General features: G+C 71.4%; 21 protein-coding genes. 10 read left to right on the top strand and 11 right to left on the bottom strand.

The features are described from left to right. Nucleotides 1-58 precede the first annotated feature (58 nt). The 3 genes from AB5J53_RS02220 to AB5J53_RS02230 form a co-directional block, all read right to left on the bottom strand. The gene (locus AB5J53_RS02220) at nt 59-1,837 is read right to left on the bottom strand and encodes a M4 family metallopeptidase (RefSeq protein ID WP_369243958.1); all 1,779 of its coding nucleotides are present in this window, start codon (nt 1,835-1,837) and stop codon (nt 59-61) included. 327 nt (nt 1,838-2,164) lie between these two features. Continuing rightward, nucleotides 2,165-3,214: a polyprenyl synthetase family protein gene (locus tag AB5J53_RS02225; RefSeq protein ID WP_369243959.1), complete on the bottom strand. Its 1,050-nt coding sequence runs from the start codon at nt 3,212-3,214 to the stop codon at nt 2,165-2,167. Continuing rightward, nucleotides 3,211-4,272, bottom strand: coding sequence for a tetratricopeptide repeat protein (locus AB5J53_RS02230; protein ID WP_369252000.1), 1,062 nt, complete (start codon nt 4,270-4,272; stop codon nt 3,211-3,213). The genes AB5J53_RS02225 and AB5J53_RS02230 overlap by 4 nt, the downstream gene beginning before the upstream one ends. A 332-nt stretch (nt 4,273-4,604) precedes the next feature. On the opposite strand from AB5J53_RS02230, the gene AB5J53_RS02235 reads away from it, so the two are divergent. Then, a complete protein-coding gene (locus AB5J53_RS02235; RefSeq protein ID WP_369243960.1) occupies nt 4,605-5,495 on the top strand; it encodes an aminoglycoside phosphotransferase family protein in 891 nt (296 codons plus the stop codon). On the opposite strand, the gene AB5J53_RS02240 is transcribed toward AB5J53_RS02235, so the two are convergent. After that, on the bottom strand, nt 5,492-6,334 hold the full coding sequence (locus AB5J53_RS02240; protein ID WP_369243961.1) for a helix-turn-helix transcriptional regulator: 843 nt from the start codon (nt 6,332-6,334) through the stop codon (nt 5,492-5,494). The genes AB5J53_RS02235 and AB5J53_RS02240 overlap by 4 nt on opposite strands. 101 nt (nt 6,335-6,435) lie before the next feature. Between AB5J53_RS02240 and AB5J53_RS02245 the strand changes: the two genes are divergently transcribed. Next, nucleotides 6,436-7,143, top strand: coding sequence for an SDR family oxidoreductase (locus tag AB5J53_RS02245; protein ID WP_369243962.1), 708 nt, complete (start codon nt 6,436-6,438; stop codon nt 7,141-7,143). A 57-nt stretch (nt 7,144-7,200) separates the two neighbouring features. Next, on the top strand, nt 7,201-7,827 hold the full coding sequence (locus tag AB5J53_RS02250; RefSeq protein ID WP_369243963.1) for an alpha-ketoglutarate-dependent dioxygenase AlkB: 627 nt from the start codon (nt 7,201-7,203) through the stop codon (nt 7,825-7,827). A 45-nt stretch (nt 7,828-7,872) separates the two neighbouring features. Here AB5J53_RS02250 and AB5J53_RS02255 read toward each other — a convergent pair whose 3' ends face one another. The 3 genes from AB5J53_RS02255 to AB5J53_RS02265 all read right to left on the bottom strand — a co-directional run bounded on the left by AB5J53_RS02255 (nt 7,873) and on the right by AB5J53_RS02265 (nt 10,255). Continuing rightward, the gene (locus AB5J53_RS02255; protein ID WP_369243964.1) at nt 7,873-8,472 is read right to left on the bottom strand and encodes a TetR family transcriptional regulator; all 600 of its coding nucleotides are present in this window, start codon (nt 8,470-8,472) and stop codon (nt 7,873-7,875) included. Next, a complete protein-coding gene (locus AB5J53_RS02260) occupies nt 8,469-9,914 on the bottom strand; it encodes an MFS transporter (RefSeq protein ID WP_369243965.1) in 1,446 nt (481 codons plus the stop codon). Before AB5J53_RS02260 ends, AB5J53_RS02255 begins: the two co-directional genes overlap by 4 nt. Before the next feature lie 209 nt (nt 9,915-10,123). Continuing rightward, nucleotides 10,124-10,255: a hypothetical protein gene (locus AB5J53_RS02265; RefSeq protein WP_369243966.1), complete on the bottom strand. Its 132-nt coding sequence runs from the start codon at nt 10,253-10,255 to the stop codon at nt 10,124-10,126. A 135-nt stretch (nt 10,256-10,390) separates the two neighbouring features. On the opposite strand from AB5J53_RS02265, the gene AB5J53_RS02270 reads away from it, so the two are divergent. The 3 genes from AB5J53_RS02270 to AB5J53_RS02280 all read left to right on the top strand — a co-directional run bounded on the left by AB5J53_RS02270 (nt 10,391) and on the right by AB5J53_RS02280 (nt 12,381). Then, nucleotides 10,391-10,783, top strand: a complete 393-nt coding sequence (locus tag AB5J53_RS02270; protein ID WP_369243967.1) for a tyrosinase cofactor — start codon at nt 10,391-10,393, stop codon at nt 10,781-10,783. 32 nt (nt 10,784-10,815) lie between these two features. Beyond that, nucleotides 10,816-11,640, top strand: a complete 825-nt coding sequence (locus tag AB5J53_RS02275) for a tyrosinase family protein (RefSeq protein WP_369243968.1) — start codon at nt 10,816-10,818, stop codon at nt 11,638-11,640. A 111-nt stretch (nt 11,641-11,751) separates the two neighbouring features. Further along, complete coding sequence (locus AB5J53_RS02280; protein WP_369252002.1) at nt 11,752-12,381, top strand: hypothetical protein; 630 nt, start codon at nt 11,752-11,754, stop codon at nt 12,379-12,381. 12 nt (nt 12,382-12,393) lie between these two features. Here the strand turns inward: AB5J53_RS02280 and AB5J53_RS02285 are convergent, their stop codons facing one another. The 3 genes from AB5J53_RS02285 to AB5J53_RS02295 form a co-directional block, all read right to left on the bottom strand. Beyond that, complete coding sequence (locus AB5J53_RS02285; RefSeq protein WP_369243969.1) at nt 12,394-13,092, bottom strand: ribonuclease H; 699 nt, start codon at nt 13,090-13,092, stop codon at nt 12,394-12,396. A gap of 75 nt (nt 13,093-13,167) precedes the next feature. Then, on the bottom strand, nt 13,168-14,166 hold the full coding sequence (locus tag AB5J53_RS02290; RefSeq protein WP_369243970.1) for an ArsR/SmtB family transcription factor: 999 nt from the start codon (nt 14,164-14,166) through the stop codon (nt 13,168-13,170). Nucleotides 14,167-14,277: 111 nt separating this feature from the next. Next, on the bottom strand, nt 14,278-15,075 hold the full coding sequence (locus AB5J53_RS02295; protein WP_369243971.1) for a VOC family protein: 798 nt from the start codon (nt 15,073-15,075) through the stop codon (nt 14,278-14,280). Between the two features lie 142 nt (nt 15,076-15,217). Between AB5J53_RS02295 and AB5J53_RS02300 the strand changes: the two genes are divergently transcribed. Then, nucleotides 15,218-16,234 carry a zinc-binding alcohol dehydrogenase family protein gene (locus AB5J53_RS02300; RefSeq protein WP_369252004.1) on the top strand — a complete coding sequence of 339 codons (1,017 nt, stop codon included), beginning with the start codon at nt 15,218-15,220 and terminating at the stop codon, nt 16,232-16,234. Between the two features lie 62 nt (nt 16,235-16,296). After that, the gene (locus tag AB5J53_RS02305) at nt 16,297-17,523 is read left to right on the top strand and encodes a PP2C family protein-serine/threonine phosphatase (protein ID WP_369243972.1); all 1,227 of its coding nucleotides are present in this window, start codon (nt 16,297-16,299) and stop codon (nt 17,521-17,523) included. Nucleotides 17,524-17,529: 6 nt separating this feature from the next. On the opposite strand, the gene AB5J53_RS02310 is transcribed toward AB5J53_RS02305, so the two are convergent. After that, nucleotides 17,530-17,931, bottom strand: coding sequence for an STAS domain-containing protein (locus AB5J53_RS02310; RefSeq protein ID WP_369243973.1), 402 nt, complete (start codon nt 17,929-17,931; stop codon nt 17,530-17,532). A gap of 283 nt (nt 17,932-18,214) precedes the next feature. Here AB5J53_RS02310 and AB5J53_RS02315 point away from each other — a divergent pair, with 283 nt between their 5' ends. Beyond that, complete coding sequence (locus AB5J53_RS02315; protein WP_369243974.1) at nt 18,215-18,889, top strand: response regulator transcription factor; 675 nt, start codon at nt 18,215-18,217, stop codon at nt 18,887-18,889. A gap of 8 nt (nt 18,890-18,897) precedes the next feature. Further along, complete coding sequence (locus AB5J53_RS02320) at nt 18,898-20,577, top strand: ATP-binding protein (protein ID WP_369243975.1); 1,680 nt, start codon at nt 18,898-18,900, stop codon at nt 20,575-20,577. Nucleotides 20,578-20,600: the final 23 nt, after the last annotated feature.

The raw sequence follows: 20,600 nt of genomic DNA on the forward strand, positions 1-20,600 counted from the left end.
GCATGTCACCCGTCGGCACCCGGATGGGTCACCCGTCGGCACCCGGATGGGTCACCGGTCAGTGCCCGGCGGCCGGCGTGTTGGCGGTGGTGACGTTGACCGCGGCCCAGGCCTTGTCCACCGTCTTGTACTCGGTGCTGTTCGCCCCGTACATGTCGGCGGCGGCCTTGAGCGTGGCCTTCCGCGCGTCGTGGAAATCGGTCGTGGAGACCATGTAGCGGGTGAGCGCCCGGTAGAAGATCGCGGTGGCCTTGGCGCGCCCGATGCCGGTCACCCGCGAACCGTCGTACGTCGGCGAGTCGTACTGCTCGCCGCCGATCGTCTTGCGGCCGCTCCCCTCGGCGAGCAGGTAGTACGCGTGCGAGGAGACGCCGGAACCCGCGTGGACCTCGGTGTCGTAGGCCGCGGGCGACCAGTAGTCGATCGTGCCTTCGAGCTGGTCGAGGGACGGGTGGTCCAGGCGGCGCAGGAACTTCTGCGCGAGGCCCAGCTTCTCGCCCACGAGGTAGTTCGGCGGGTTGTTCGGGTTGTTGGTGGCGAACTCGACGTTCGAGCCGAAGATGTCGGCGAGCGACTCGTTGAGGGCGCCGGGCTCCCCGTACTGGTTGCCGTCCTGGTCCACGCGAGTGGGTTCGAGGGCGGCGGTGGCGTCGACGACGCCGTGGGTCAGCTCGTGGCCCGTGACGTCCAGGACGACCAGCGGCTTCTTGAACAGGTCGCCGTCACCGTCGCCGTACAGCATGCAGCCGCAGGTCGAGTCCCAGAAGGCGTTGCCGACCTTGTTGCCGAAGTGGACCATCGCGCGGGCCCCGGCGCTGTTGTTCTTGATGCCCTTGCGGCCGAAGGTCTTCTTGTAGAAGTCCAGCGTCTTGGTGATGCCGTACTGGGCGTCGACCGCGGCGGTGGTCCGGCTGGAGGTGGTGCCGGTGCCCCACTTGTTGTCGCCGTCGGTGAACTTCTTGCCGCGCGAGAAGGCCTCCAGCTCCTGACCCCTGGCGTCCCGGGTCTCGGTGTTCCACCGAGTCGGGTCCTTGAGGAGGAAGCTGGTGCGCGCCGTCTGGGTGGTCTTCAGCGTCACCGCGCCGACGAAGAGGGACTTTCCGCTACCGGTGGCGGTGACCGGGTAGTGCGTGGCTCCCGTCGCACCGACCAGACCGGACGGCTGGGTGGCCGTGCCCGTCTCGGGGGTCGCCTGCTCTCCGCGCTTGCGCAGCGTCTCCTCCAGGGACGGCGAGATGAACTCGTCGCTGTCGGGGGTGTTGCTGCGTATCTTGCCGTTCTGGGCGTCCACGACGACCGTGCTGGAGCCGCCGGCCTCCGCGGTCTCGCTGTCCGTCACGCGCACCTGGTAGGCGAGGGCGGCCGCACCGTCGCGGGCGTCCACGACGAGTTCCGCACTGCCCGCGTCACCCTTGGCGACCGCCGCGGCCTTCTGCTCGGCCTGCTGCGGCGTCAGCTTCGCCTCGGTATGGGCCGGCTCGACCATGTGGCCGGCGGCCCGGGTCACTCCCAGGTAGGCGGACTCCTTGCTGAGGTGGACGACCAGGTCACCGCCGAGGACCGCGAGGCCCTGGTGGGTGCGGACGAAGCGGACGTGCCGCTTGCCGTCCGGGTCCGTCATGACGTCCTTGGCCCGAAGGGTGTCGCCCTGAGTGACACCGGTGGCCGACGCGTGGGCGAAGGCGGCCGCCCGGGCAGCGTCCACCGTCGAGGAGGCCGAAGTCGCGGCGCGGGCGTGCGAGTCGGACGCGGCCGCGAAGACGGGGCCCGCCGGGAGCGTGGCGGCCGTCGTCACCGCGACGGCGATCGCCACGCGGCGTATGTGGGGTCTACGCACTGAGTTCCTTCGAACAGGGCAGCCGGGATCACCAACTGCCGTGAGGCACAGCGCTGTTGGGCGCCGTGGGGGCTGTCGGGCCCCGAGACGACACCCTCACCGATTCACCATGTACATGTAAAGACGAAAGATCCCTTTTATTAATTTCCGGGTGATCTCTTTACGAATGTTCACTTCTCGGTGATCAACGGGTGACCAACTGCGCGTCGCCCGGACAGATGTGAGGGGAGATGAGGCGGTTGCCTGGTGAGGCCCGCCGACACCCAGATGTGACGGATGTCGCAGCGCCTCCGGCCCGGAGCGGACGGGTCCGGAGGCGCGCGGGCGTCAGATCGCGCGATGGGCGAGGGAGGACAGCAGGGTGCGCAGTTCCTCGGCGGGACGCGAGGTGAGCGACACCCCCGCCAGCAGCGCGTCCGCCACGGCGAGATGACGCCGGGCCTCGCGCAGGGCCGCCGTACGACCGCCGGCCCGCTCGACGAGGACCGCCGCCTCGCGTACGCCGGTGTCGTCGAGGACGGCCGGGGAGGTGAGGAGTTCGGCGAGCGCGGGGCCGCCGGGCGCGTTCAGGGCGACGAGGACCGGGAGGGTCTTCTTTCCCTGGCGCAGGTCACCGTGGACCGGTTTGCCCGTGACGGCCGGCTCACCCCAGATGCCGAGAAGGTCGTCAGCGATCTGGAAGGCCACGCCGAGATGACGCCCGGCACGGTCCAGGGCGGCGGCGGTCCCATCCGGCGCTCCGGCCAGTTGGGCACCCAGGGCCAGCGCGCAGCCGAGCAGAGAGCCGGTCTTGTGCTCGGCCATCGTCTCGTACTCCCCCACCCCGACCGCCTCGGGCCCGGTCCAGGGGCGGTCGGCGAACAGCAGGTCGTCCGCCTGGCCTCGGACCAGGTCGCGCAGGGCTGTGGTCAGGTGTCGTACGGCCGCTGCGGCGTGCGGATTCGCGGGCGCCGCGGTGAGGGTCTCCACGGCCAGAGCGAAGAGGGCGTCGCCCGCGAGGACGGCGGGGCCGGTGCCGTACGCCTTCCAGAGCGCGGGGCGGCCGCGGCGCAGCGCGTCGCCGTCCATGATGTCGTCGTGGAGCAGCGAGAAGGTGTGCACGAGTTCCACCGCGACAGCACCCGGCACGCCCGCCTCGCCGGGACCTCCCGCCGCCTCCGCACCCAGCACGGCCAGCGCCTGCCGTACACCCTTGCCCTGACTGTGGGTCGCGGGGGCGCCGCCGACCTCACAGCGGCCCAGCGCGTATCCGGCCATCTCCGCCACCCAGGGGTGCAGCCCGCCGATCGCGTCCGCGAGGGCCGGGGCGACCAGTTCACGGCAGCGGGCCAGGATCTGTGGCGCGCTGGGCGGCGACTGCAGGGCCGTGGAGGTCATCGGGCGGCCTCCGCGTCCGCGCCCTCGGACTCCGGCGTCAAGCCGAGTTCCGTCCGCGCCCGTTCGACCATCTGCCGGGCGTGGCGCAGCCCGATGCTCTCCAGTACGCGGGCCAGTTCGGCCAGGTCGGCGGCGGTCTCGGCGCGGTCGCGACCCAGGCGTGCCAGGGACTTGACGAGACCGAGCCGGGACAGGGCCCGGCCGCGCGGCTCGCTCATCGCCTCGAACTCCGCGAGTGCCTGGTCGTAGACCTCGCGGGCCTGCTCGTAACGCCCGGCCCGGTAGAGGACGTTGCCGCGCATCTTGTGGTTGTAGGCGAGCGCGCCGGACAAGTTCATCGCGCGGCAGGACACCTCCGCCTCGCTCAGCAGGTCCAGCGCGCGGTCCACGTCCTGGTCGCGTACGGAGACGATGTCCGCGAGGCCGCGCAGGGCCCAGGCGTGGCCGCGCCGGTCCTCGGCGCGCGCGGCGATCTCGGCCGCCTCCTCGAACATGGCGTACGCGGTGTCGTAGGCGCCGGTGTTGCGATGTATCTGCGCGATGCCCTCCAGGGCCCAGACGGTGTGCCGGGCCTCGCCGCGCTTGCGGGCCTCGGCCAGGAGCTGTTCGTGCAGGGCGGTCACGGCCGCGTAGTCGCCCTGGATGCGGCCGGTCTCCGCCATCCCCGCGAGGGAGTAGCCGCGGACGACCACATCGCCGGCCTGCCGGCCGAGTTCGGCGGCAAGGCGCAGCAGCCGCCACGCCAGCGGGAACGCGCCCCGCTGCCGGGCCAGCGTGCCGCCGCTCCACAGCGCCCACGCCATCGCCGCGGTGTCCGCTGCCTCACGGGCCGTGCGATAGCTCGCCTTCCACGCCCGGTCGGCGTCCGCCACCTGCCCGAGGCGGCGGTGCGCCTCCGCGACCGCGAGTCCCGAGCGGGCCGCCTCGGCCCGCGCCCCCGAGCGCTCGGCGGCGCGCAGTTGCTCGGTGCCGGCCGCGAGGACGTCGGTCAGCGAGGAGTTCACGGACAGGGTGGTCAAAGCGCCCTGGTACTCCGGGGCGAAGGCCTTGCCGTACATGTATGCCTTTCCGTATGCCACCGGTCGGCCGTGTCACGCGTAGGGCGCCGGTGCGGGCTGTTCCTGGTTCCTGCCGGCAGGCGGCGCTTGACGACCTGGCTATACGCTCGACGTATACATGGCATGTATACGCGGAGGGTATAGTGCGCCGGATTTCCACCTGGAAATCCCTGGTTCACCGCGGTGCACGCGCCGCCCACCCGTTGCCGATCAAGACGACGGCGGCGCCCGCAAGGTTGCCTGGAGTGACGAGGAGGCCAAAATGCGGTGCGCGGAAGCCCGAACGAGGCTCAGGATGGCGCAAGTTGACCTCGCCCAGGAAGCAGGCGCCCATGCCGTCAGGCCCGATGCACGCCCATGAGGTGCGGATCGACGACACGCTCGTACGACGGCTGCTGGCCGCGCAGTTCCCGAAGTGGGCCGACCTGCCGCTGAAGCGCGTCGAGTCGTCCGGAACCGTCAACGCCATCTACCGACTCGGTGCCGACCTGGCCGTACGCCTCCCCCGCGTCCCGGAGGGCGCCGGCGACGTGGACAAGGAGTGGGAATGGCTGCCGCGGCTCGCGCCTCTGCTGCCGTTTCCCATTCCCGAGTTCCTCGCCGTCGGTGTGCCCGGGGAGGGGTTTCCGTGGTCCTGGGCCGTGCTTCGTTGGCTCGACGGCGAGCTCCCCGTCCCCGGGCGCCTCACGGACGCGGGTGCGCTGGCCGCCGACCTCGGCGGGTTCGTCCGCGCGCTGTGGCAGGTCGACCTGCCCGGCGGGCCCCCCGCCTACCGGGGTGGGCCGCTGGCGACCGTGGACGAGTCCACGCGCTCCGCGATCGCCGAACTCCACGGCACGATCGACACGTCGGCCGCGACGGCGGCATGGGAAGCGGCGCTGACCGCGCCGCTGTGGACCGGCCCGCCCACGTGGGTCCACTCGGATCTGATGCCGATGAACCTCCTCACCCGCCATGGCCGTCTCACCGCCGTCCTCGACTTCGGCACCGTCGGCACCGGCGACCCCGCGTGCGACCTCATCGCCGCCTGGAACCTCCTCCCTGCCGAAGTGAGGCCCGCCTTCCGGCGCGCGCTGGGCACGGACGACGCCACATGGGCCCGCGGGCGCGGTTGGGCCCTGTCCATGGCCCTGCTCCAACTCCCGTACTACCGCACGACGAATCCCGTGATCGCGGCCAACGCCGAGCATGTGATCCGCGAGGTCCTGGGCGATCTCGACTAGGAATCCACGAGTGCCTGAGTGCCGAGCACGCCGAGGAGCTCGAGGCGTTCGGCGTCCTCCGTGTCGGGCTCGGCGGTGTAGATCATGATGCGCAGGTCGCTGCCCGCGACGCTGAGCACGTCGCAGTCCAGGGTCAAGGGGCCCACCTGCGGGTGATCGACAGTCTTGCGCGACGCCTCGTGCCGGCCCACGGCTCCGGAATCCCACAGCTCTGCGAACCGGTCGCTGTTCGCGCGCAGTTCCGCGACCAGGCGGCGCAACCGCTGGTCCGCGGGATACCGGCTCGAGGTCGTGCGCAGATCGGCCACCAGCGCGGTCTCGAACGCGCGCTGGACCTCGGGAGTGCGGCGGAGGTGGCTGCCCGGGCTGACGAAATTGCGCCACACTCCATTGCGCTCGTTGCCGCGCCAGCCGGAGGGATCACCCATCAATGCCGCGTACAGCGGGTTGGCCAGCAGCAGCGTCCAGGCCGCGTCGTAGACGGCGACGGGGGTCCCGGTCAGCCGGTCCAGCAGCCGGTGCACGCTCGCCGAGATGTGGGCGGGCACCATGTCCCGTCCCGGCGGCACGAGCCCAGCGACATTGAACAGATGTTCACGCTCGGCCCCGGACAGCCGCAGAGCGCGGCCCAGGGCCTCCACGACCTGCTCCGACGGGTGGACCGCCCGGCCCTGTTCCAGGCGGGTCACGTAATCGACGGAGATCCCGGCAAGCAGGGCGAGCTCCTCACGGCGCAGCCCGGCCGCGCGCCGCTGGCCGCCCGTTGGCAGCCCCACCGCCTCCGGGGACACCCGTTCGCGCCAATGCCGTACCGTCCGCCCGAACTCCGTTCTCGCCATCCCACCACTGTGCACCGCCCGGCGCGGACATGCCTGGTACTGGCAGTCCCAGGAAGACGGGACTCCTGGCTGAACTCACCGTCGGCGCGGAACCTGGAGACATGACTACGACACTGATCACCGGAGCGAACAAGGGTCTCGGCTTCGAGACCGCACGCCAACTCATCGCGGCGGGCCACACCGTCTACGTGGGCAGCCGGGACCCGGAGCGCGGGCGCAGGGCCGCCGAGCAGCTGGGGGCGCGGCTGATCGTCCTCGACGTCACGGACGACGCGTCCGTCGCCGCCGCGGCGAAGACCATCGAGGCCGACGGTGGCCTTGATGTGCTGATCAACAACGCCGGCGTCGAACAGCGCGGCGAAGGGAACACCGTGGTCGGCGCGGCGGACGTGACCGCCGAGATGATGCGGGAGGTGTTCGAGACGAACGTCTTCGGCGTCGTCCGCGTCACCCACGCGTTCCTGCCCCTGCTGCAGCGGTCCGCCGCCCCGGTCGTGGTGAACGTGAGCAGCGGCCTGGGCTCGATGGCCCACGTCACCGACCCCGCCGCCCCGGCGTACGGCTACCCGGGCGTCGCCTATCCGGCGTCGAAGACCACGGTCAACATGATCACCGTGCAGTACGCGAAGGCGTTCCCGGCCATGCGGATCAACGCGGTCGAGCCTGGTTACACCGCGACCGACCTGAACGGCCGCACGGGCACCCAGACCGTCGAGGAGGGCGCCGAGATCATCGTCCGTATGGCGCAGATCGGCCCGGACGGACCCACAGGAGGCTATTTCGACGCCGCCGGATCACTCCCTTGGTGAGCGAGGCGCCCCCAAAGTCATGGAACACATATTCGATTACGGGGGTACGCTGGTCGTATGGCCATGCACCTCCAGGGCTCGCTCTTCGACCAGACCGACGAGCTCCATCTCAGTCCGCTGAACGGGATGCGCCGCACCGCCCTGGGCGACGGGGCCTGGATCGACCTGCTGCCCGGGTGGCTCGGTGGGGCCGACGCGCTCTTCGCCCGGCTCGCGACCGAGGTGCCGTGGCGGGCGGAGCGGCGGCAGATGTACGAGCACGTGGTGGACGTACCGCGGCTGCTCGCCTATTACCGCGCCGGCGATCCGCTGCCGCATCCGATCCTGGACGAGGCCCGGGACGCGTTGTCCGCGCACTACGCCGCCGAGCTCGGCGAACCGTTCACCACGGCAGGGCTCTGCTACTACCGGGACGGCCGGGACAGCGTGGCCTGGCACGGGGACCGGATCGGCCGGGGCGCGCGCGAGGACACCATGGTCGCCATCCTGTCGGTCGGCGCCCCGCGCGATCTGCTGCTGCGCCCGCGCCGGGGCGGCGACACCGTGCGGCACCCCCTCGGGCACGGCGACCTGATCGTGATGGGTGGCTCCTGCCAGCGCACCTGGGAGCACGCCATCCCCAAGTCGGCGCGGGCGGCGGGACCGCGGATCAGCATCCAGTTCCGTCCGCACGGGGTGAACTGAGTCCAAACCGGCGTTCGGCGACCCGCCGGTCGCGCTCCCCTCGGCTCACGGCGTGAGCTGGGCCTGCACCGTCGGGGCATAGCGGTCGACGATGTCCTCGATCGCGGTGGCGCGCAGGCGGGTGCCGCGGGCGATGCCGTACATCACGCCGAGGCCGAGCAGCGTGCTCACGGCGAGTTCGGCGCGCAGGCCCGCGTCGGGACCGCTGAGGCGCTCGGCGAGGCGGTCGCTGACCTGGGTGCGGAAGTTGGCGCGCAATATGTCGCCCTGCTCGCCCTGGATCGGGGCGAAGACGATCCGCAGGATGGGATCCGCGCCGCGCTGGGTCTGGCCCTCCAGCAGATGGCGGACCATATGACGACCGAGGTGCTCCACAGGCGCCTCCAGCAGGGCCTCGGCATCGGACTCGAAGGACATGACCCGCGCGAACAGCGCGTCCTTGTTGCCGAAGTACTTCAGGATCAGCGGCGCGCTCACCCCTGCCCGGTCGGCGACCGCCTTGAGCGTGATGTCCGCGTGGGCGTGCCGGGCCAGCAGATGGCGTGCCGCGCGCAGGATGGCGGCCTTCGTCGCCTCGGCGTCACGGCGCGCCGGGGCGGCAGGGGATGCCGTGAGACCGGGGGGCGGGCTGGTCACGGTGCTCATGCTCCTTCGAGGGCCTCGTCGCGGGGAGCTCCGGTGCGGCCGCGGGTCCGTCGGGTGGCGCGCGAGGCGGGGTCGGCGGGTATGGAGAGTGCGGCGGCGCAGGCCACCAGTGCGACCGTACCCGCCATGGCGAAGGCCAGCAGATAGCCGTGCAGCGTGGGCAGCGGGGCGCCGCCGACGAGGCTCGTGTGGTGGACCAGTACGGCGGCCACGGCGGCGCTGCACACGGCCTGCCCGATGGTCCGCATCAGGACGTTGACGCCATTGGCGGACGCGGTCTGCCCCGCGGGCACGGCACGCAGGATCAGGGTGGGCAGGGCGGAGTAGGCGAGGGTCGTGCCGATCGCGCAGACCGTGGCGCCCAGGATGATCAGCCACAGGTCGCGGCTGTCCATGATGCGTATGACATAGCCGAGGGCGATGATCGCGGTCCCGAGGGCCAGCGTCACGCGGGGGCCGCGGGCGGCCGAGATGCGCGCGGAGACCGGCGACAGGAACAGCATGGTGACGCCGCCAGGCAGCAGACACAGGCCGGTCGCCACGATGGACAGCCCGAGCCCGTAGCCGGTCTCCTTCGGCGCCTGCACCAGCTGCGCCGTCACCAGGGAGTTCCCGTAGAAGGCGAAGCCCGTCAGGAGCGCGGCGATATGCGGCAGGGCGACCCGCGGGCGGGCGGCCAACTTCAGGTCGACCAGCGGCCGTTCGGTACGGCGTTGCTGTATCCACCACAGGGTCATGATGAGCACGCAGGCCACGAACAGGCAGAGGATCCTGGGGCTGCCCCAGCCCCAGGTGCCGCCCTGCGACACCCCCAGCAGCAGGCATATGAGCCCCGCCGCCAGGCCCACCGCGCCCAGCGTGTCGAAGCGGCCGGGCTCGCGCACGGGCGACTCGCGCACCGCCCACCACGCCAGCGCGAGGCCGACGGCACCGAGCGCCGTCGTCGCCCAGAACATGACGTGCCAGTTGGCGTACTGGACGACCAGCGCGGCGAGCGGCAGGCCGAGGGCGGCGCCGATTCCCACGGTGGAGCTCATCAGCGCCACGGCGGAACCCGTGCGCTCCGGCGGCAGTTCGTCCCGCAGGATGCTGATCGACAGCGGCACGACGGCGGCCGCCGCGCCCTGCAGGGCACGCGCCGCGATGAGCACGCCGATGTCCGACGTGAGGGCACACAGGAGCGACCCCACCGTCATCAGCCCGAGAGCCATCAGCAGCACGCGCCGCTTGCCGTACATGTCTCCCGCGCGGCCCAGCACGGGGGTCAGCACAGCTCCGGACAGCAGCGTCGCCGTCACCATCCAGGAGACCGCGCTCGCCGAGGCGCCCGTCAGGCGTGGCAGGTCGGGCAGCAGCGGCACCACCACGGTCTGCATGACGGCCATGAGGATCCCGCCGAATGCCAGGACAGGGACCGCCAGCCGGTCGCGCAGGGCCGCCATGATGCTCCAGAAGTCGACGCGAAAAAGAAGGTGAATGGCGATTCACCATACCGGTGAATCGTCATTCACCCAAAGGCCCGTCGACCTGTCGCCGGGCAACCACCGGTGGGAGCGGGCCTGCACCGTGCGGGCAACTCGCGGTCCAAGGTGAAGGAGTCGAAGGCCTTGGTCGTACCGAGCCAGATGCAGTTGGGGTGCCACCCCGGAGTTCACGTCACTTTGCGGGCGTGAGCCGCGCCACTCGTCGCGGGCCACCTCAGCAAGATCATCCACAGCGGGTCGCCCGGCAGGAGGAATTCCACGTTCCGGTAGGTCGCGGGCACCTTCGACAGCAAGATCATCTTCGTTCAACCTTGCACGACATTTACTTAATTGTCCGGATCACAGCCAACCGACATTCGGCGATTTCTCCCGGTCTTCGACGACCCGATAGGCATACCGGGTCGTCAACAGAACTGATCGCAGGAGGTCTTCGCATGCCGGAACTCACTCGTCGCCGCGCCCTCGGGGCCGCGGCCGCACTGGTCGCCGTGGCCGGTACCCAGACCGTCACCGCACCCTCTGTGTCCGCCGCACCGGGGGTGTCGGCCGGCGAACACCACCACGGCGGGCCTGAAGCCTTCGACGAGGTCTACCGGGGCCGCCGCATAGAAGGCCGCCCCGCCGGCGGAGGCGGTCATCACCACGGCGCCGGCTACGCCGTGTTCGTCGACGGCGCGGAGCTGCACGTGATGCAGAACGCCGACGGCAGCTGGATCAGCGTCGTCAGCCACTACGCCCCCGTGCCCACCCCGCGCGCCGCCGCCCGCGCCGCGGTCGTCGAGCTGCAAGGGGCCCCGCTCGTCCCCTTCAACTTCAACGCCAACTGACCCAACCGCAAGCAGATCGTGGAGTCCCGCACATGACCGTACGCAAGAACCAGGCGAGCCTGACCGCCGACGAGAGGCGGCGTTTCGTCGACGCGCTCGTGCAGCTCAAGCGCAGTGGCCGCTACGACGCCTTCGTCACGACGCACAACGCCTTCATCATGGGTGACACGGACAACGGCGAGCGAACGGGCCACCGTTCACCGTCGTTCCTGCCCTGGCACCGCAGATTCCTCATCGAGTTCGAGCAGGCACTGCAGTCCGTCGACTCCTCCGTCGCGCTGCCGTACTGGGACTGGAGCACCGACCGCTCGACGCGCTCGTCGCTCTGGGCGCCCGACTTCCTCGGCGGCACCGGGCGCAGCCTGGACGGCCGGGTGATGGACGGCCCGTTCGCGGCCTCGTCGGGCAACTGGCCGATCAACGTGCGCGTGGACAGCCGTACGTACCTGCGCAGATCGCTCGGCAGCAGCGTCCGCGAGCTGCCGACCCGCGCCGAGGTGGAGTCCGTGCTCGCCCTGGCGACGTACGACATGGCGCCGTGGAACAGCGCCTCGGACGGCTTCCGCAATCACCTCGAGGGCTGGCGCGGCGTCAATCTGCACAACCGGGTCCACGTCTGGGTCGGCGGTCAGATGGCCACCGGCGTCTCCCCCAACGACCCCGTCTTCTGGCTGCACCACGCCTACATAGACAAGCTGTGGGCCGACTGGCAGCGCCGCCACCCCGACTCGGGCTATCTGCCGACGGCCGGTACCCCCGACGTCGTCGACCTCGACGAGACGATGAAGCCCTGGAACGACGTACGGCCGGCGGATCTGCTGGATCACACCGCGTACTACACGTTCGACGCCGCCTGATCAGGGCCGGTTGCGGTCCCGGAGGTTCCTCGCGAGGGGTCTCCGGGGGGGTCCGCGGAAAAAGAGCGGCGCTCATGCGCGCCGATCGGCACGATGAGAGGCGTGCTGATCATGGACGCCGTACTGGAGACCTACGAAGCCGCCGACTTCACGCTGTGGCCCACCGCCGCCCCGCCCGCGGACCGATTGCTCGTCCTCTCCGGAGACCTGTCGCCGCTCGAGGTCGGTACCGCGATGGCGGTCCTGGCCGGCTACAACAAGACGCAGCGCAAGCGTCATGACCCCGGGCCCGCGAACGGCCTCGCGATGCTGCGCCGCCTGGTGTCGGTCGAATCCGTCGTCGCTCCGGGCGGCTTGCGGCTCAGGGACGCCGCCACCGGAGTCACCGTGTCGCCGGGGTGCTGCTTCGGTCTGGAGAACTGGCGGGACTGGCTGGGTCTGCTGGAGGGCGAAACGCCCTGGCTCGGCCACGACCCCGCGCCGGGCGTCGAGCACTCCGGGGCGCTCGTCCGGCTGTGGCCGGACGCGGAACGCCCGGCCGACCTGCCGATCGAAATGCCCTTGAGCGAGCTTCCGGTGCTGCTCGACTCCGTGCGGAGCGCGCTGGCAGGATTCCTGGGCCTCGTCGAGCGGTGGACGGCCCGGAACTTCCCCGCCGCGCTTGCCGCGCAGGTCGTCGCGAAGCTCGACGACGACCTGGCCGTCAGCGCGTCTCTGCGGACGTCTCCTGACGTCTCCTGACGCGAACGACGCCTACGCGTTGCTCGTCTCTGCGGTACGGCACTCCGGGTGCCCCCACCCCTGGTCGTTCTTGGCGATGGGCTCGCCCGCGGCGTAGGAGCGGCCGCAGACGCAGCGACCAGGGAACTTGGCCTTGATCGTGCGGGTCGACGTGCCTTGTCGGGGCGTCTTCGCGGAGGTGCGGCGGCGGGCGGGCGCCGGGGTGTCCGGCGAGGACGGCGGCTCCGGAGAACCGAGGTCGCTGCCCGCGGGCTGCTGGACGGTGGCCGCCTGGCTCGCGGCGCGGTCGGCGAAGTCGTTGAGGCGGTCGCCGTCCACCTGGTGCGCGGGAACGTAGCGGAACTCCACGGTGCGGCCGTCGAGGAGCTCGTCGATGCGGGCGACCAGCTCCTGGTTGGCGACGGGCTTTCCGGCGGCCGTCTTCCAGCCCTTGCGCTTCCAGCCGGGCAGCCAGGTCGTGACGGCCTTCATCGCGTACTGGGAGTCCATCCGGATCTCCAGCGGCACGTCCGGCGCGATCGCCGTCAACAGCCGTTCCAGCGCGGTGAGTTCGGCGACGTTGTTGGTCGCCGTGCCCAGCGGGCCGGCCTCCCAGCGGGTGGGGGTCTCCGCCCCGTCGGCGATGACCCAGGCCCATCCGGCGGGTCCCGGGTTTCCTTTCGAAGCCCCGTCACAGGCGGCCACAACGCGTTCAGGCATGGCCCCGATCATGCCACGCTCCGACCGGGTCCTGGCGCCGCGGGTTCACCGGATTCAGCCGCGGGCTCGCCGGACCCAGCCGCAGGTTCACCGGACCCCGGAGAAACTGCCCGCGCCCAGGAGTCGCAGGCCCAGAGGAGTGGCCACGTGCAGGACGTACTTGCCGTCGCGGTGGCTGGTGACGAGTCCCCCGTCGCGCAGGACGCCGATCTGGTAGCTGGCGCTGGGCATCGCGATCCCCACGGCCAGGGCGACTTCGGAGGTGGTGCGGGCGGTGCGGCTCGCCACCTGCGTCAGTACGGCGGCCCTGGTGCGGCCCAGTAGACGTTCGACGCCGTCGTCCGTGCCGTGCGCGACGGCGAGGGGCGCCTTCTCGACCGGGTAGACGAGCACCGGATCGAGGCCGGGGTCCGCCAGCGCGGTCGGCCGGCGCCAGCAGAAGAACGACGGGACGAGGAGCAGGCCGCGGCCTTCCAGGTGCAGGTCGCGCTCGGTGGGGTAATCCACTTCGAGCACGGGGGCTCTCCAGCGGGCCAGCGGGCGCAGGCCGTCGAGGAGCGCCCGGGTGCCGCCGTCGAGGAGGGCGCGGGAGCGCAGGTCGACATCGTTGCCGACCGCCGTGCGGATGTGCGGCCAGTACGGTTCCAGCAGGGCGCGGAAGTAGATCCCGAGGGCGCCCGCCAGGGACTCGAGCGCGTCGCTGCCGGGCCGGCCCAGCGAGGTCGTCCAGTTCGGCACGGGGCGCGACTCGGCCAGCCGCGTCAGCTCCCGGACCAGCCGTGCGCGGGGAGTGCGCCGCAGCTGGTCGAGGCCGGCCGACAGGCCGCCGCCCGTCACGGGCGGTGTGAGGAAGTCCGGGATGTAGCCGGCCGCGGGGATCAGTGCCCGCAGCGGGCGTAACGCGCGGCCCGCGAGCTCGTCCTTGGACAGTCGGTCGTGGGCCGCGCGCCGCCAGTGCCCGAAGTCGAGGGGTCCCTGCCCGGTTTCCAACCGGCAGACGCTGCAGATCAGTTCCCACAGCGGGTCGGGTTGCCGGGCCACGCGAATGTTCTGCAGATCGTGCGAGGTGAAGTGAATGCGAAGCATGCGGTCTCTTTCGCTCGCCGTCCTTGTGAGGGATCCGGCCACCCTGGGGTGCCGCGGCCACAAGAAGGGACGAGTACCGCATCCACGCGGTTGCTCTCGCGAAAGAATGGGTCAGGACACGTCGGTCATCTTGGGCATGTCCCCCTGGGCCGCCGTCATGTCGATGACGGAGAACGACGCGCCCTGCGGGTCGCTCAGTGCCGCGAACCTGCCGAACGGGCTGTCCATGGGCCCGAAGCGCAGGATGCCGCCGCGCTCCGTCGCCTTCGCCACCGCCGCGTCGCAGTTGTCGACGGTGAAGTACACGTTGACGTACGGCGGTACCTCGAGCGGGAAGTCGTCCGTCATCTTCATCCGGCCCAGGACCGCGTCGTCTCCCAGGCTGAAGATCCGGAAGTCGACGGCATCGTCCTCGATCTGCTTGGCGCTGAACGGAAAGACTGCGGGGAAGAACGCGTCGGACTTCTCGGGCTCGCGGGTGAAGACCTCGGCCCAGGCGTACGCGCCGGGCACGGCCGTCGCCTCGAAGCCCTCGTGCGTGCCCGCCTGCCAGACGCCGAAGACGGCGCCGCTGGGGTCGCGGGCCAGCGCCATGGTGCCGAAATCGCCGACCTGCATCGGCTCCATCAGCACCTCACCGCCGTTGTCCTTGATCTTCGTGGCGGTCGCCGCGGCGTCGGGCGAGGCGAAGTACAGGCACCAGGCGGACTGGCCTTCCTGCCCGGTCATCGGCGGGACGACGGCGGCCACCGCCTTGCCGTTCGCGTACGCCTGTGTGTAGTTGCCGTACTCGGAGGACGATTCGCCGAAAGTCCAGCCCAGTACGTCACCGTAGAAACTCTTGGCCCCCTCGACATCGCTGAACATCGCGTCCGCCCAACAGGGCGTTCCTTCAGGCTGTACGGCCATGACGTCGACCTTCTCCGGTTCGATGAACGGTTGCGCATTTCACGCTAGCCAGCCTTCGCCCGGGCCGCGCGCCGAGCCCGACACGTTGCACGACACTGGAGATCGGGCACAGGTGGTCGTCGACAGGACGGGGCACTGGATGATGAGGGCATGGGAAGTGGCCCGGCCCGGGCCGATCGGCGGAGATCCGCTGCGCTTCGTCGAGAAGCCGGTGCCGACGCCGGGGTCCGACGAGCTCCTCGTGCACGTCCGCGCGTGCGGGGTGTGCCGTACCGATCTGCATGTCGCCGAGGGCGACCTCCCCGTGCACCGGCCGGGGGTGACACCGGGGCACGAGGTCGTAGGCGTGGTCGCGGGGACGGGCGACGACGTGAGCGGCTTCGCCCTCGGCGACCGGGTGGGCGTCGCCTGGCTGCGCCGTACGGACGGCACGTGCCGATACTGCCTGCGCGGCTCGGAGAATCTCTGCCCGGCGTCCGTGTACACCGGCTGGGACGCCGACGGCGGCTACGCGGAGTACACGACCGTCCCGGCCGCCTACGCCTACCGGCTGCCCGACGACGTGGACGACATCGCCCTGGCACCGCTGCTGTGCGCAGGCATCATCGGCTACCGCGCGCTGCTGAGGGCCTCGCTGCCGCCGGGCGGGCGTCTCGGGCTGTACGGCTTCGGCGGCAGCGCCCACCTGTGCGCCCAGCTCGCCGTCGCGCAGCGCGCCACCGTGCACGTACTGACCCGCGACCCGGCCGCCCGGCGGCTGGCGCTCGACCTCGGCGCCGCGTCCGCCCGCGGGGCGTACGACGAGCCACCCGAGCCGCTGGACAGCGCGATCCTGTTCGCGCCGGTCGGTGACCTGGTCCCGGTCGCGCTGCGGGCACTGGACCGGGGCGGGGTCCTGTCGGTCGCGGGGATCCACCTGAGCGACACCCCGCCGCTGCGCTACGAGAGCGAGCTGTTCTACGAGAAGGAGCTGCGCAGCGTCACCTCCAATACGCGCGAGGACGGCCGGAACTTCCTGGCGCTCGCGGCCCGGCACGGTGTACGCGCCACCACGCACAGGTACCCGCTCTCCGAGGCGCAGCAAGCCCTCAAGGACCTCGAGGCGGGCCGTTTCGACGGGGCGGCCGTCCTGGTGAACGACCTTCCGCCACGGACTTGAGCATGCGGGCCCGCCGCCCGCGTGCGTGGATGGACCCAGGCGTGTATGGCGGTGGAGGTGTCATGACGGGCCGAGGCGGTGAGGACTCCGAGGGCATGCCGACGCCGCTCGGTGCGATGGACGACGCCGTCGAGTCGATCGGCACCACTTTGGACGAGCGGACCACGTGCAGCGAGCTCGCCGCTTTCGCGTGCCGGCACTTCAGCGACGCCGCGGCGGTGGATCTGCTGCCCGCGGACGTCCCGGCCGCCCAGCAGACGCCCGATCCGGACCTCTCCCGTGTCGCCATGGCGGGCAGCACCGACCTGCTGACCCCGTGGACCCCGCACGGCTCGCGGCCGCTGTCCGTCCGGGCGCTGGACGAGGGGCATCCGATCACCGCCTCGATCGATCTGTCCGGCCTGGTCCCGCGGCGGGTCATGACGGTGCCGCTGCTCGCGCACGGGCGCCTGTACGGGGTGCTGCTGGCCGTCCGGCAGGGGCCGGCGTTCACCGACGCGGAGACCACCGGCACGCACTACGCGGCACGTCTCGCCGCCGTCCATCTCGGCCATGCGCGCCAGCACAACGCCGTGCGCAGCACGGTCCTCAGCCTCCAGCGGGCACTGCTGGCGGAACCGGGCCGACCGCATCCCAACCTCGATCTGGCCACCCGCTATCTGCCGGCCGGGGGCAGCACTCTGGTGGGCGGCGACTGGTTCGAGACCGTACGGCTGCACTTCGGGCGCACCCTGCTGGTCGTGGGCGACGTCATGGGGCACGGTCTGGACGCGGCGGTGGACATGAACGCGTACCGCTCGATGCTGCGCTATGTCGCCTCCACGGATCTGCCGCCGCACCGGGTGCTGCGCCGCCTGGACGCCGCGGTCGCCGAGGACGGCATCCGGCGTCCGGCCACCTGTCTGCTCGTCCAGGTCGACCCGGCACGCGGCACGGCGGCGATCGCCGCGGCCGGGCACCTGCCTCCGGTGGTCTTCGCCGGGGACGGCACCGGTGAACTGCTGGACCTGCCGGTCGGTCCCCCGCTGGGCACCGGGATCGGCGGCTACGAGCCGGCCACCCGCGCGCTCGCGCCCGACGACACCCTGTTCATGTTCACCGACGGTCTGGTGGAGCGCCGCAGCGAGGACATCGACGAGTCGCTCGCCCGGCTGGCCGGGCTGCGGCTGCCGCCGGGGGCGGCCGTCGAAGCGCAGCTCGACGAGGTCCTCCTCAAGCTCGACGCCCGTCACGCGGAGGACGATGTGGCGGTGATGGCCGCCCGCATCCGCCGCCGGCACCCGACGTGACGCCGGTCAGCGGGCGCTCCGCCGGTGCTGCCCGGCGAGGACTTCGCCCAGTGTGGCCGCAGGGCAGAGCACGTCCCACGTGCCGTGCGCGCGAAGCAGCCGGTGGGCGCGGCGCGTACAGAGCAGGCCGAAGTCCATCTCGGTACACGTCACCCGCTCGCGGAAGCGCAGCACCATGCCCAGGCCAGTGCTGTCGATGAACGTCGTGGGGCGCAGGTCCACGATGTGCAGCCGGGCGGGCAGGGCCGCGACCGAGTCCAGCCACGGGTGCACGTGGAGGACGGCGGCCAGGTCGATGTCGCCGCGCAGTTCGACGAGCAGCAGACCGGCTCCCGCGTAGAGGTGGGCGTGGTCGCTGGGCAGTGGCCAGGAGACGCCGTTGATCCGCTCCAGGGCGTGCTCGCTCAAGCTGTCCGGTTCCGTTCTGTGGGCGGCGCGCGGGCACGTCTCGTGCCGTACGCGGCCTGGTCACGGTGCACCGGGAGGTGACTGCCTGCGCGTCCCGGCACGGGTCCGTGCGGTGGTGCTCCATCCCCGCACCGCACGAGCCCGCGCCGGAACTCCCCCCGGACGGCTCCCCCTTGAACCGTGGGCCGTTTCTGTTCTACCTTCGCCACATGGTCGGGGCATCAACGCCCGCTCACCAGCGAAACAACGTGGTGGCGGCGGCAGCTGGGCCGGGTGGTGCGGGATGCGTCCTCACCTCGCGCTGATAGAAGACGATCCGGATTTCGCACTGATGTGCCGTACCTATCTCGAGCGTGCGGGGTTCACCGTCAGCTGGGCGATCGACGCCCGGGCCGGCAAGGCCGCCATGTACGACGGCGGCATCGACCTGGTCGTCCTCGATCTGGGGCTGCCGGACGGCAGTGGCCTGGAACTGCTGCGCGCCCTGCGCTCCACCAGCCGCCTCCCGGTGATCGTCGTATCCGGGCGCGGCGGTGAGGCGGACCGAGTGGCGGGCCTGGAGATCGGCGCGGACGACTACCTGGTCAAACCCTTCTCTCAGCGCGAACTCGTCGCCAGAATCCGTGCGGTGCTGCGCCGTTCCCAGCCTCCCGACGTACCGGTCGTCCTGGAGGTCGGGGCGCTGCGCGTCGACACGGCGGCGCATCAGGCCACCGTCGCGGGCATCCCGCTGACGCTGCGGCCCAAGGAGTACGCCCTGTTGGAGCTGCTGGCCCGCTCCCCCGGCCGGGTCTTCTCCGCCGAGCAGCTGCTCGAGCAGATCTGGGGAGCGTCCTGGCAGCAGCCCGCGACCGTCGTCGAACACGTCTACCGGCTGCGCGGCAAGCTCTCCGGACTCCCCAGGCCCGCACCGCGGATCACCACGGTGCGCGGCTTCGGCTACCGACTCGATCCCTGAGGGCCGCCATGTCCGCGAGCATCCCGCTTCCCGCCCCGGACTTCCGGAGCCTGTTCGACGCGACGCTCTCCCCGCTGCTCGTCCTCGCGCCCGACTTCACGATCGTGGAGGTCAACCGCGCGTATCTGACGGCCACGCGCACCGAGCGGAGCATCGTCGGGCGCCCCATCTTCGACGTGTTCCCCGACAACCCGGACGACCCCTCGGCGGACGGGGTGGCGAACCTGCGCCGCTCGCTGCAGACCGTGGTGGACACCGGCCGTACGGACACGATGGCCTTGCAGCGCTACGACATACCCACGGGCGAGGCGGGCGCGTTCGTCGAGCGGTACTGGAGCCCGGTCAACACACCGGTGGTGGACGGCGACGGCCGGGTGACGCACATCATTCACCGGGTCGAGGACGTCACCGACTTCGTCCATCTTCGAAGGGTCGGGCGCGAGCAGGAGCGTGCCGTCGCCGAGGCGCAGATGCGTGCCGAGGGCATGGAGATCGATCTCTTCGTCCGTGCCCGGGAGATCCGCGAGGTCAATGAGCAGCTCAGCCGCGCCAACGCCGAACTCGACGCTGCGGGGCGGACGTTGAAGGAGGAGCAGCAGGCCAAGGACCGGTTCATCGCCACCCTCTCGCACGAGTTGCGCAATCCGCTCGCCGCGGCCACCGCGGCCACCGAACTGCTCGCGTTCGATCTGCCGGAGGGCCATCCGGCGCTGTCGGTCCTGGAACGGCAGCTGGGCACGCTGGTGCGGATGAGCAACGATCTGCTCGACGGGACACGGGCGGTGACCGGGCGGCTGGAGCTGGTGCGCGAGCGGACGGACCTGTGCTCCGTCGTGCACGGCGCCTGCACGGACATCCGCGGCCTCTTCGCGCACGAGGGCCGCACGCTCGACGTCGATCTGCCCGCCGGTCCGGTGCTTGTGCACGGGGACCGGCTGCGGCTGGCCCAGGTGCTGACCAACCTGCTGTCCAACGCGCTCAAGTACACGCTGCCGGGCGGCCGTACGCGGGTGTGGCTGTCGACGGAGAACGGACAGGCGCGCCTCTTCGTCGAGGACGACGGGATCGGTTTCGAACCGGGTCAGTCCGAGGAGCTGTTCGGGGTCTTCATGCGGGCGGCTCCGGCGGGCCCCAGCACCCCCGAGGGTCTCGGCCTGGGGCTCGCGGTGGCCCGGACGATCGTCGAACTCCACGGCGGCCGGATCACCGCGCACAGCGACGGACCGGGGACCGGCGCCTCGTTCACCGCGCTGCTTCCGCTCGCCCTGTCCGACACTCCGGAGCCGCGCCCCGCGAGGCCCGCCCGCCCCGCGCCACGGCAGCTGGCCATCCTGATCGTCGAGGACAACACCGACCTGGCCACGACCTACCGCACCCTGCTGGAGCGGCAGGGGCACCACGTCACGGCGGTGCACACCGGCACGGACGCCCTCACGGCCACCGCGTCCCACCTCTTCGACGTCGTCCTGTGCGACCTGGGGCTGCCGGATATCGACGGCTACACGGTCGCCCGCGAGGTGCGCTCCCGCCCGCACGGCGACAAGTTGCGCCTCATCGCCGTTTCCGGGTTCAGCCAGGGCTCCGACCACGGGCAGTCCCGGGCGGCCGGGTTCGACGCCCACCTGGCCAAGCCCCTGCCACTCGCGGACCTGCTGGAACTCTTGGCGGGCGGCTGCGAGCAGGAGTGAGCGTCGCCCCATGGCCGACGGAT

Source organism: Streptomyces sp. R41, assembly GCF_041053055.1.
Lineage (GTDB): Bacteria > Actinomycetota > Actinomycetes > Streptomycetales > Streptomycetaceae > Streptomyces.